The sequence below is a fragment of the Actinomadura xylanilytica genome, assembly GCF_030283145.1.
Lineage (GTDB): Bacteria > Actinomycetota > Actinomycetes > Streptosporangiales > Streptosporangiaceae > Spirillospora > Spirillospora xylanilytica.
Map to the genome: position 1 here is coordinate 2,277,905 of NZ_JASNWE010000001.1, position 12,391 is coordinate 2,290,295.

At 70.1% G+C, this 12,391-nt stretch carries 8 protein-coding genes; 1 reads left to right on the top strand and 7 read right to left on the bottom strand.

Annotated elements, in window-relative coordinates; genetic code table 11:
• Positions 1-78: 78 nt before the first annotated feature.
• The 6 genes from QP090_RS10550 to eccD form a co-directional block, all read right to left on the bottom strand.
• Positions 79-1,230 carry a S8 family serine peptidase gene (locus QP090_RS10550; protein ID WP_285938422.1) on the bottom strand — a complete coding sequence of 384 codons (1,152 nt, stop codon included), beginning with the start codon at positions 1,228-1,230 and terminating at the stop codon, positions 79-81.
• Between the two features lie 1,447 nt (positions 1,231-2,677).
• Positions 2,678-3,157: a DUF2563 family protein gene (locus tag QP090_RS10555; protein WP_285938423.1), complete on the bottom strand. Its 480-nt coding sequence runs from the start codon at positions 3,155-3,157 to the stop codon at positions 2,678-2,680.
• Between the two features lie 99 nt (positions 3,158-3,256).
• A complete protein-coding gene (locus QP090_RS10560) occupies positions 3,257-3,553 on the bottom strand; it encodes a WXG100 family type VII secretion target (protein ID WP_285938424.1) in 297 nt (98 codons plus the stop codon).
• A gap of 48 nt (positions 3,554-3,601) precedes the next feature.
• Positions 3,602-3,916: a WXG100 family type VII secretion target gene (locus QP090_RS10565; protein WP_285938426.1), complete on the bottom strand. Its 315-nt coding sequence runs from the start codon at positions 3,914-3,916 to the stop codon at positions 3,602-3,604.
• Positions 3,917-4,142: 226 nt separating this feature from the next.
• Complete coding sequence (gene eccB / locus QP090_RS10570; RefSeq protein ID WP_285938428.1) at positions 4,143-5,519, bottom strand: type VII secretion protein EccB; 1,377 nt, start codon at positions 5,517-5,519, stop codon at positions 4,143-4,145.
• Positions 5,519-6,910 (bottom strand): type VII secretion integral membrane protein EccD, encoded by a 1,392-nt coding sequence (eccD, locus tag QP090_RS10575; protein WP_285938430.1) that lies wholly within the window; start codon positions 6,908-6,910, stop codon positions 5,519-5,521. Before eccD ends, eccB begins: the two co-directional genes overlap by 1 nt.
• Before the next feature lie 230 nt (positions 6,911-7,140).
• Between eccD and eccCa the strand changes: the two genes are divergently transcribed.
• The gene (gene eccCa, locus QP090_RS10580; protein WP_285938431.1) at positions 7,141-11,112 is read left to right on the top strand and encodes a type VII secretion protein EccCa; all 3,972 of its coding nucleotides are present in this window, start codon (positions 7,141-7,143) and stop codon (positions 11,110-11,112) included.
• Between the two features lie 63 nt (positions 11,113-11,175).
• Here eccCa and QP090_RS10585 read toward each other — a convergent pair whose 3' ends face one another.
• Complete coding sequence (locus tag QP090_RS10585; protein ID WP_285938432.1) at positions 11,176-12,291, bottom strand: S8 family serine peptidase; 1,116 nt, start codon at positions 12,289-12,291, stop codon at positions 11,176-11,178.
• Between the last annotated feature and the right edge of the window lie 100 nt (positions 12,292-12,391).

Sequence of the window (12,391 nt, forward strand, 5' to 3'; positions counted from 1 at the left end):
ATCAGAATTATTCAATGACTTTTGCATCCTGTCGTAGATATCATCAAATTCCATGGCCAGCACCGTCTCTCGCCAGATTCATCCCCTAGCCTTCATTCGTCGAAGTCCATAGAAGCCGAGGCCCACCACAATGGCTGTCAGCATAATTATCCCTGACCAGATCCACGACGACGATTTCTCGAGTCCGGTTGTCCGTGATTTTTCACTCGATGTACTTGGAGACCGGCTGGGCGAGGCCAGTCCTCCAGGGGACAATCGCTCGAGGCGGTCGTATACAGGGTTTGGGGCGTCAGCGGGAACGTCGGCGGTTAGCGCCAGGTAGGGAATGAGAGCACCGTAACCCGCACGTTCATCCCAGCCCTCCGGGCCGACATCCTTAGCCGTGGCAATGAGGCGTTGGACCACTTGACGGGCCGGCATCCTGGGGAAGCGGGATCGCATCAGCGCTATCACCCCCGACGTTAGCGCCGTCGCTTGGCTAGTCCCGTTGTTCTTCCAGCTGAATGTTCCGTCTTTGCCAATGGAGCCAACCGACACACCCGGCGCGGCGAGCATGACATTATCTCCGGGAGTCGTCTTCGACCAGATCTTGAGGTTCGAGTCGACTGCTCCGGCTCCTAGAACACCCGGACAGTTCGCTGGAGCGTTGATGGAGGTCGTAAGGTTCCCGTCGTTGCCGGCAGCCGCGACGATCACCACGTCGTGTTGAAGTGCATATGTGACTGACCGTTGTATCGCAATGGGGCATCGCGCCGCAGGCGTGCTCGAAGATATGCTGATCACCTTGGCGCCGTGGTCAACGGCATAGCGAATGGTATCCGCGTAATTGAACTTGGGTTCGCTGATCGGGAGTATCCGACTATCGGGGGCGACTCCCATCATGCCAGTGCCACGGCCCTGACCTGCAATGAGAGCCGCCATCGCCGTTCCGTGACCACCGTGTTCCTTATCATGGTCTCGGCGGCCATCCCCATTTTGGGTTCCGCCGTACTCATAACCGTGGAGTACAGCACCCTCGAGATCGGGGAGAGATGCCTCAACACCCGTGTCGATCACGGCAACGACAATTCCACGTCCTCGGGTGAGCGGCCATACTTTCTCTTCAATCTCCCATGCGTCGAACCACCACTCCTCCGAGCGAGGTTGCGGGGTTGCGAGTGCAGGGTCCGAGTGGAGTACGAGAAGAGCCGAGCACGAGATCAGCGCGATCAACCTTCGCCCAAGTACCATGCGTTTCCCCGCTCCTCGCTCATCACCCTCGCCATCCGCGAACCGGGTCAGCCCATGTCCCCAAGAACCCGAGGTGCGATGTCTCGCTCATCACTCCACAGATCCTCATCATCTACTAGCCAGTCCTTGCGTTCCCGCTCTTCACTGAACCCGGCTGCTGGTTTCCTGCCTCCTGGCATACCGCCTCCCAAGGTGCGATCCTGTCTGGCAATCCGCCCACCCCTCTCCTCACTTTCGGTCGGCCTGGCCCCGCTGCCTATAACCCCCCCAGTGGACAGGCCCGGGCGTGCCGCCCGGGCACCGTACCCTGGTCCACTTCCAGAACCGCCGGGTCCAACCGCTGGCGAACCACCCAACACTCCGCCCGCTCTTAGCGAGCTGGTGCCGCCGGAGTTTTTCACCATTCCCATCCCTGGGTTTACTACGGCTGGCGGCGCCGGCCGGATCTCACCTGTGAGCGGCGGGTAGCCGCCAAGGCGTTCTAGGCCGAGGACTGGAGGTATGAGGCTAAGCCCAGGCGGGAGGCCCCCTATCCCGGGACCGCCACCACCTCCAATTCCTGGAAGAGCTGGGCCTGAAATCCCTGGAACTGGGCCGGGGAGGCCATGAGGCGCCGACTCCATTCCTTCGAGATTTGTTGGATCACTCATTCCGGCGATGCCCTGTGGGGACGAGGCAACACTGCCAGGACCACTTGCCTGGTCCGCATATGCTGTGGGCTGAATGCCGGCGAGCGCGCCGCCATTTCCATATCCGCCCCCGAGGTGGCTCGGTGTTGAAATGTGACCAATACCCCCGATGGCTGAGCCGCCTCCACCTGCACCTCCACGTCCGGCTGGGTCGCTCTCAGACGCTCCTCCACCGAACCGCTCTTCCCCACGGCCCGGTTCGGGCAACTCGATGGTGAGTGATGTGGGAATCTGATCGAAAGCGGAGGCTAGCCCGGAATTGGTCTTGGCTAGGTGCTCCTGGGCCAGCTTGTCATCAGCCGTCCTGGTGGCCTGGGCCTGGACCGGGTCCGTGGATGGAAGCACGCCAAGGGGAGTGCTCCTGGTCGGCAGATTCGCCTGCGAGATCTTCACCGTCGAATAGGCGCTGGACATGGCCTTGCCGAACTGCCCGCTCGTTTCCGCCAGGGTTCCCGACGCTTGACTCAAGCGTCGGATGTCCGCAATCCCGAGTTCCTGAGCGTCTCCCTGCCAGACGGAGTTCAGGCGTCTCACATGTTGTGCGAGACCTTGTTCGGCCCTCTGAAATGCGGCATGGGCCTGAGCGTACGCACGTTCCACCGCAGCGAGCGAAGTCGGATTTGCTCCCTGGAGGTAGGCGACGATCGTGTCGTAGCCATAGCTCGCTGGATTCCCGTGTCCCAGCGTGCCTGACCTGACGTTTGTCTGGAACTCCTGACCACCCATGGGCTAAGCCTCCTCGTAGGCGATACCGACGTTCACCTGTTCTGCCATGGCGTCACATGAGAAGGAGGCGTTGCCGCTCCAGCACCGCGAGCAGCCTCAGTGGCCAACTGCTCTGACTTTCCATAGTTCTTCGCAGCCTGCTCAACCTTCCGGATCGCGGCGGCGTACGCCTCGCAGAACTGGTTGATGCCTGCGAGCATGCCTCGGTGCGCGGTATCCACTTTTGGGCCGAGTTGCTGGGCAACGTCCCAGGCTCCGATCATTCCCGCCTCCGTTTGCAGCCCGGTCAGCGAATACTGAAGCGCGTCGAGATCCTTGCGCATCTGGCGCGCGACCTGGAGGAGCTGCTCGCGCTGGACCTCGACCTTGTTCGCCCCCCTGCTCCCCTGGCCGCCGGGGGCGCCCTTGGGGATGGGCCACGTCTTGGGGTCGGCGGGGTCGATCCCCGGCCCCTGCGGGAGCACCCCCGGGAGGAGGTCGTTGAGATCGGGTTGCTTGTCCTGGGGCGCCATCTTGTGTCCTCCCCGTGTGATGGCTGCATGTCGCCGCATCGGTGGCCGCTGTCAGCGTGTGGAGCGGGCGGAGTACGTCCGGAGACGGGTGGTGCGCGGTCAGCCGCCGAACATCTGGGTGTTCCGGTTCTCGGTGGTGCGGTAGCCGTCGTGGGACTCACCGATGGCCTGGCCCATCTTGTGCACGCTGTCGCCCAGCTTCGCGCCCGCCCTGTTCCACTCGTCCTGCTTCACCTCGTATGCACGTCGGGCGTCGCCCTCCCAGTCGGCGAGCGTGGTCTGGATCTTCCCCTTCAGGTCGTCGAGGATCGCCGTGTACGAGCTCAGGGCCTTCTGGAAGTTGGCCTGGGCCTCCTTCATCGCGGCGAAGTCAACGCGGGTGTAGTCACTGGTCACGGCTTTGATCCTCCAGTTCGATGGGGTGCGGTGCGACGGGTCGCGGTCCTAGCTGTTGATCAGACCGCTGAGCCTGTTGACCCGGGCGGTGGTCTCCGCCTCGTTGGCGTCGTACTTGACGCGGGCGTCCCCAATCTTCTGCTGGATCATGTTCAGGTCGGTCAGGACCCTGACGAACTGCTCGTCGAACTGCTGGAAGACCTTGACGAAGGCTTGCGAGCCCTCGCCCTGCCACCGAGTGGCCAGGGACTGCTGCTCGCTGTTCAACTGGGAGCGGGTGCGCCTCAGGTCGTCCTCCGCCTTCTGGAGTGCGTCGCCGGCCTTCCGCATGCTTTCGCGGCTGTGGGCTGAGGTCTGTGCCATGCGTGGTTCCTCCCCATGTGTCGTACTTATGACATATCGGCTTAATGGCCCTGAAACTGTCGGTATTGCGACACTCCCCGTGACTGTCAGCAAGGTCGAGGGTAGAGAGGGGGCGGAAGGGCTGTCCACCGGAAGAAGGGGCTTGGAACGGCCTGCTGGGGTGGTGGTTTTGGTGGCGGATCGCTGAACAGGGTGGCCCTTGTCAAGAGGGTTCTTGACAAAGGGATCACGTGGCCGGAACCGGTCGGAGGGCCGCCGCGGAGGCCAGGGCCGGGCCCTCTCGGAAGAGTTGCAGCAGGTTGGCCGGTACGGGGACCGCGGTGGACGTGGAGTATCCGAGCTTGGTGACTTCGTCCTGGGTCGGGACGGGGTAGCGCAGGCCCTGGTCGGTGATCAGGGAGAAGGTCTGCGGGCGTTGCCCCGGTCCGGAGAGGGTGCCGGCGAAGGTGCCGCCGCCGGGGAGGGACACCTCGTCCAGGCCGGCCGCGCCCCCGGTGGACGGGGGAACAGCGCCGCCGATGGTGAAGCGGGCTTCGGCCGACAGCCTGTCGGTGTCGCGATAGACGGCGCAGAGGGGGTCGGTCTGGGTGTACGGGACGATCTTGGGCGGTGTCTCAGGGAGGTCTCGGCTGTGCAGGTTGGTCTTGGACGGATTCGAGGCCGCGACGCCCGGGGTGATCTCGCGGGGCTGGCCTGGGGCGTTGGGGCCCGCGCCGGCCTCGTCCAGGAGGAGGCGGGCCTGGCTCTCGGAGATGCTGGAGAGGCCGCCGTCCGCCAGGAGGACGTAGTAGCGCTGACCGGTGCCCGCCACGGCGGCCACCCGGTAGGTCTGGCCCACGGGGGACGGTGTTCCGTCGGGGCCGGGGACGCGGGTCGACCATTTGGGGATGGGCGGTGCGGCGAAGTCGGGGCCCTGCGGGAGGCCGTTCAGCCAGCGTTCGTCGACCGGGACGGGCTGGTCGAGGCTGAGGACGCGGGCGGCCTTGGGCGAGATGCGCATGCGGGTGTTGTGCCAGATCAGCCAGGCTTGGGCGCCGCCGTGGACGACCAGTCCCTGACCCTCGCCCAGGGGGCGTCCGCCCACGTCACGGCCGCCGACCAGGGAGACGCGGGAGCCGTTCACGGCGCCGGAGTCGCGGACACAGAGGGACCAGGGGGCCTTGGCCGGTTTGTTGGGGTCCGGGAGGGATTCGGGGGCGCCCTGGATTCCGGTCATCGGGCCGCGCCCGTACTTGGCGAGGGACTTGGCGGAGACCAGTTTGCGCTCGATCGAGGTGCTCGACATCGCCAGGCGCGCGGAGGTGTAGTTGAGGAACGGGGTGAGCTTGCCGCTGTCGGCGCTGTAGGCGTAGCTGGCGCCGGTCTCCTTCTCGATGATCAGAACGCCGGGCTTCTCCAGGTTGCGGGCGCCGCCCTTGAAGAGCAGGCCGGAGATGCCGAAGCCCGCGGCGACCAGGACGGCGACCATGACGCCGCAGAGGGCGCCGACGCCGGTGCGGCGGAGGGGCGACTCGGCGGCGCCGGGGCGGCCCTGGAGGAGGGCGAGGGCGACGCGCTGCGTCATCAGGCGGTGGGCCTGGTAGAGGTCCTTGCGGGTCTGCATCAGCCGGCCAGCCCGCGGAGCCAGGAGTAGAGGTTCAGCAGGCCCATGGCCAGCGGGAACAGGGCGACGATCAGGGCCAGGTCGACGATGTCGCCGGCCCGTCCCCAGAACGGCGAGGGCTTGTGCGCGGGCAGTCGGAGCGCCATCACGATCATGACGGTGACCGCGACCAGGGTGGGCAGGACGACGGCGGCGAGGGTTGTGCCCGGGGCGGACGTGGCGGCGCCGCGGAGCGCGAGGAGGGTGAGTCCGCCGAGGCCGGAGCCCAGCATCCACAGCCGTTGCGGGCGCCTGAGGAAGACCCGGGCGCGGAGCAGGAGGACGAGCGAGATGCAGAGGCTCATCGTGAGGGCGAGCCAGCCGGTGGAGGTCACCAGGGCGAGCTGCGCGCCGACGCTGACGAGGCCGACGGCGGCGACCAGGCCGGTGGCGAAGCGGTCGGCCTCGCGGGTGCGGCGCAGGAGGGTCGGGCCGTCGAAGGTCTGGGAGCCGCGGAGCTCTTCGGCGTTCTCCGGGACGGGCGGCAGAGGCAGCCTCGCCAGCCGGAAGGCCAGCGACGGGATGAGGGCGGTCAGCGCGAGGCAGAGCGCCGAGGCGAGGGACGCCGCGCCCTGGGGGGCGAGGCCGAGGCCCTGCACGAAAGCCGTGGCGATCACGCCGAGGAGGGCGGTGAACGCGACGCCGAGGAAGGTCGGGAGCCCTTCGGCGATGGCGAAGGCGGCGACGACGGCGGCCAGCGTCGCGGCGCCGAGGGCGGCGAGCAGGTGCGGTGCGCCGAGGTCGAGGATCGCGATGGGACGGGCCGGCGCGAGGAGGCCGCCGAGGAACGCGTACGGGAGCGAGCTGTAGCCGAGCACCGCGCCGGCGCCGGAGTCTCCGAGGGCGCGTGACAGCACGGTCCCGGTGACGAGCAGGAGCATCGCGACACCGCCGGCGGCGATCGCGAGGAGGCCCCAGGGCGGTCCGGTCAGGGCGATGCCGGCGGCGCCGGCGGCCAGGACGGCGGCGCCGCCGAGCAGGCCGAACCGGCGGGTGGTCTCGGGGCGCCAGCGGTCGGCGTGCTCGTTGATGCCGGTGGCGACGACATCGGCGACGTCGTCGAAGGTCACCTCGGGGAGCTGGGCCAGTTCGGGCCGGAAGTAGAGGAGCTCGCCGTCGCGGACGCCGAGGGCCGACAGCGACCGGGACTCGTCCAGGGGGCCCTCGTCGAGGCGTTGCAGGATCCAGCCGGAATGGCCGAGTCCGGCGTTCGCCAGATTCTGCCCGGCGACCTGCAACAACGTCGGGAGCATATGGGCCAGCGGAATATCCGCGGGGAGGGAGAGGTCGAGACGGCGATGGGGGGCGACGATGACCACACGGCACAGATCGGCCCCAGTCGTCGTATTCACACGGCCTCCGGTCTTTCTGAACCAACGAGTCCTGGGCGCTCGCGATGACCGGACCTTGACTATCAGCCGTACCGGTTTTCCGCCACCTCGGGATTCGACCACGGATGGCGGTGCGGCAGCAGGGTGAATGACAATTCGGCTTCGCGGTTCGGAGCCGCGGATCACTAGGATGACGCGTCATTGACTTCCGGTCATGATGATCAGTGCCGGTACGGCGAAGGGATCGGGCCTTGGGCATCGTTCTGGTTAGGCGGCCGGAACGGCGCCCGCCGCCGCGGCTGCCCGAGGGCGAGATCATGCTGGAGCCGCCGCCGGAGCTGCCCGAGACGGTGGGCCAGGGGTTCGCCAACGCGCTGATGTACCTGCCGATGGCGGCCAGCGGCGGCGCCATGGGGCTGATGTTCATGGGCGGCGCGGGCGGCGCCGGCGGCGGCAACCCCATCATGTGGGTGGCGAGCGGGCTGTTCGTGCTGTCGATGGTCGGGATGGGCTTCGGCCAGATGGGGCAAGGCTCGGGCGAGCGCAAGCAGCGGCTGAACGGCGCCCGTCGCGACTACTACCGCTACCTCGACCAGATCAGGGCGCGGGTGCGGAAGGCGGCGGCGCAGCAGCGGGAGGCGCTGGAGTGGAGCGGGCCGGCGCCGCGGACGCTGTGGTCGCTGGCGATGAGCAACCGGCTGTGGGAGCGCCGGCCGGCCGACGCCGACTTCGGGCAGGTGCGCCTCGGCCGCGGCCGGCAGCGGCTCGCGGTCGAGCTGATCACACCGGAGACCAAGCCGATCGAGGACCTCGAGCCGATGTGCGCGGGGGCGCTGCGCCGGTTCCTGCGCGCGCACGCGACCGTCCCGGACCTGCCGGTGGCGGTGTCGCTGCCGGCGTTCGCGCGGATCGTGCCCACCGGTGACCCGGAGGCGGTGCGGGGGATGGTGCGGGCGCTGGTCGCGCAGCTCGTCACGTTCCACACGCCCGACGACGTGCGCGTCGCGGTGTGCGCGTCGCCGGAGCGGATGCGCGACTGGCAGTGGGCGAAGTGGCTGCCGCACTGCCTGCACGGCACCGCGCACGACGCGGCGGGACCGGTGCGGCTCATCGCGAACTCGCTGACCGACCTGGAACCGCTGCTGGAGGACGATCTCAAGGACCGTCCCCGCTTCTCCCCCGGCACGGGCACGCAGGACCTGCCGTTCTTCGTCGTGGTCGTCGACGACGGGATCGTCCCGCCCGATTCGCAGCTCGCCGCGGACGGCATCAAGGGCGTGTGCGTCATCGACCTGACCGGGGCGGTCGCGCCGACGTCCGACGCGACGATGCTGCGGCTCCAGGTGACGCCGGACGGCATGGAGATGCTGGAGCGCGACCACACCGGCAAGGACGTGTCCAGCCCGCTGGGACGCGCCGACCGGTTCACGCCCGTCCAGTCGGAGGGTCTCGCGTTGCGGCTGGCGCCCCTGCGCGCGGGGGCCAACGAGGAACCCGACCAGAACGCGCTGGCGGGCAACCTCACACTGACGTCGCTGCTGGGGCTGCGCGACCCGTACGGCATCGACCTGCGCGCCTCGTGGCAGCCGCGGGCGCCGCGGAACCGGCTGCGGGTGCCGATCGGGGTCGACTCCGAGGGCCGCGCGATCGAGCTGGACATCAAGGAGTCGGCGCAGGGCGGCATGGGCCCGCACGGGCTGCTCATCGGGGCGACGGGGTCGGGCAAGTCCGAGCTGCTGCGCACGCTCGTGCTGGCGATGGCGGTCACCCATTCGTCCGAGACGCTCAACTTCGTGCTGGTCGACTTCAAGGGCGGCGCGACGTTCCTCGGGCTGGAGCGGTTGCAGCACGTGTCGGCGGTCATCACCAACCTGGAGGAGGAGCTCCCCCTCGTCGACCGCATGTACGACGCGTTGCACGGCGAGATGATCCGGCGGCAGGAGCTGCTGCGCGCCTCGGGCAACCACGCGTCGCTGCGCGACTACGAGAAGGCGCGCGAGCAGGGGGCTCGGCTCGCGCCGATGCCGACGCTGTTCGTGGTGCTGGACGAGTTCTCCGAGCTGCTGTCGGCCAAGCCCGAGTTCGCCGACCTGTTCGTGATGATCGGACGGCTCGGCCGGTCGCTCGGGGTGCATCTGCTGCTGGCCTCGCAGCGGCTGGAGGAGGGCAAGCTCCGCGGGCTCGACTCGCACCTGTCGTACCGGATCGGGCTGCGGACGTTCTCGGCGATGGAGTCGCGGGTCGTCCTCGGAGTGCCCGACGCGTACGAGCTGCCGTCCCAGCCGGGCAACGGCTACCTCAAGGTGGACGTCAGCGACATGGTGCGGTTCAAGGCCGCGTACGTGTCCGGCCCGGTGAGCGAGGAGGCCCGGGCGCCGGGCCGGGCGAGCGGGACCGCGACGCGGCGGCAGATCCTCCCGTACGGGACGGCGTTCATCCCGCCGCCGGCGTCCGAGCGGCCCGCGTCCGAGACACCGGAGGAGCAGGGCGGCGGAGAGAGCCTGTTCACCGCGATGATCGACCAGGTCGCCGGGCAAGGGCCCGCCGCGCACCGGATCTGGCTGCCGCCGCTGGACGTCCCGCCGTCGGTCGACCTGCTCCTGCCGCCGCTGTCGGCCACCCCCGACCTCGGGCTGACCACCGTGGGCTGGGAGGGGCGCGGCCGGCTGGCGGCGGTCGTCGGGATCGTCGACCGGCCGTTCGACCAGCAGCGCGACCCGTTCTGGGTGGACCTGTCGGCCGCCGCCGGGCATGTGGGCATCGCGGGCGCGACGCAGACCGGCAAGTCGACCATGCTGCGCTCGCTGATCACCTCGCTGGCGCTGCTGCACACCCCCGAGGAGGTGCAGTTCTACTGCCTGGACTTCGGCGGCGGCACGCTGAGCTCGCTCGCCGGGCTGCCGCACGTCGGCGGGGTGTCCAGCCGGCTGAACGCCGACCGGGTGCGCCGCACCGTCGCCGAGGTGTCCACGCTGCTGGAGCGGCGCGAGCGGGAGTTCACCGATCGCGGCATCGACTCGATCTCCACCTACCGGCGGCTGCGCGCGTCCGGCGAGCTGCCCGGCGACGGGTTCGGCGACGTGTTCCTGGTGGTGGACGGCTGGATGACGCTGCGCCAGGAGTACGAGCGGCTGGAGGAGGTCGTCACCGACCTCGCCGCGCGCGGCCTCGGGTTCGGCGTGCACGTGGTGGCGACGGCGGGCAAGTGGTCGGAGTTCCGGATGGGCATCCGGGACGTGTTCGGCACCCGTCTCGAACTGCGGCTCGGCGACTCCTACGAGTCCGAGATCGACCGGCGGCTCGCCGGGAACGTGCCCGAGGGACGGCCCGGACGCGGCCTCACCCGCGACGGCCTGCACTTCCTGGCGGCGCTGCCGCGGCTGGACGGGCGCGGCGGGACCGAGGACCTGACCGAAGGCGTGGCCGGGCTGGTGGAGGCGGTCACCGCCGCCTGGTCCGGTCCGGTGGCGCCGCCGGTCCGGCTGCTGCCCGACCTGCTGCCCGTGGCGGCGTTCGCGGACGAGCCGGCCGAGCGGTGGCGGGTGCCGATCGGGATCGACGAGGCGGCGCTGGCCACCGTCCGGCTCGACTTCGCGGCCGACCCGCACTTCGTGGTCGTCGGCGACACCGAGTGCGGCAAGTCGAACCTGCTGCGGGTGATCGCGGAGAGCGTCGTCGCCGGGCACACCCCGGCGGAGGCCAGGCTGATCGTGATCGACTACCGGCGGGCGCTGCTCGATACCGCGGACACCGAGCACCGGATCGGGTACGCCGCCTCCCCGTCCGCCGCCGCCGACCTGGTCGCCGACCTGGTGGAGGCGCTGAACGACCGGCTGCCCCCGGCCGACCTGCCGGCCGAGCAGCTTCGCGACCGGTCGTGGTGGAAGGGCTCGGACGTCTTCCTCTTCGTCGACGACTACGACCTGGTGGCGACGGCCGGGAACCCGCTGCTCCCGCTGCTCGACCTGCTGCCCCAGGCGCGCGACCTCGGCGTCCACCTGGTGCTGTCGCGGACCATGGGCGGGATGGGCCGGGCGCTGTACGACCCGGTGATCCAGCAGCTCAAGGACATGGCGGCGCCGGCGCTGATCATGTCCGGGAGCCGCGAGGAGGGGCCGCTGTTCGGCGAGGTCCGCCCGGGACCGCTGCCGGCGGGCCGGGGCACCCTCACCGACCGGCGCACCGGCGCCCGCCTGATCCAGACCGCCGCCCTCGACGCGTGACGGCGCCGTCCCTGCGGGGACGGGCGGCTCGTTCGGGGCGCCGCGGCCTGCCGGGACGGGCGGTCAGTTCGGGGCGCCGATGGTCCCCCGGTCGGGGCCCTCGGGGACGGGGTCGTCCTCGATGGGCCGCTCGCTGAGGACCACCCGGCCGGGGCGCCAGCCGCGCCTGCGCCCCAGCGGGACCACCACCCCGGCGAGCGCCGCGACGCCGGCGGTGCCGAGCGCGCCCGCGGCGACGGTGATGGAGATGCCGCGCGTGCGGCCGTCCACGGGCACCGGGGCCGCCAGCCGGGCGGGGCTCGCGGACGGGCGCGGCGCCATGGCGGGCGCCGCGTTCTCGTCCGGGACGACGGCGGTGACGGCCTGGACGGGGTTGACCATCCCGCGTCCGGTGCCGGCCCCGACGTTGCCCTCGGCCGTCGCCAGGATCCGCTGGACGACCTGCTTCTGGTCGAGCCGCGGACGGTAGGAGCGCACGAGCGAGGCCACGCCCGAGACGAACGCGGCGGCGTAGCTGGTGCCTTCGGCGCCCGCTTTGTAGCCGCCGCCCGTCCAGGCGACGGGGACGCCCTGGCCGGGGGCCCCGAGGTCCACCCTGGACTGGAGGCTGGAGCTCTCGACCCTGCCGCCGCCCGTCCCGAGGGAGGCGACGGAGAGCACGCCCGGGTAGCTCGCCGGGTACGCGGGGCCGTCGTCGCCGTTCTTCTTCTTGGCGTTGCCGGCGGCGGCCACGATCACCGCGTCCTTGCCCTGCGCGTAGTGGACGGCCGCCAGGAGCGCGGGCGACGGGACGGTGCGGATGGACACGTTGATCACCTGGGCGCCGGCGTCGGCGGCCTTCCGGATCGCGGTGGGCAGCCGGTCGCCGCCGCCGTCGTCGCGGTCGGCGTTCTGCTGCTTGACGATCAGCAGCCGGACGGCCGGCGCGACGCCGCTCAGCGGGACCTCGCCGGCGGAGAGGTCGCGTCCGCCGATGAGGGCCGCGACGCCGGTGCCGTGCCCGACGCAGTCGCGCTTGCCGGTGCCGGTGAGGTCGAGCGCGTCCGGGACGCGGCCCGACAGCATCGGGTGGCCGGAATCGGCCCCGCTGTCGACCACGGCCGTGGTCACGCCCTGCCCCATCGTGAGGCCCCAGGCCCGCTGGAAGCCGAGCCGCTTCTGAGCCCAGGACTCCCCCACCGGCCCCGGATCGGCGCGCTCGGGACTGCACTCGGCCGCGGGCGGCGGGGCAGCCGCTGGGGACGGCGAACCGGAGGGCTTGCCGGACGGTTGGGTCGAG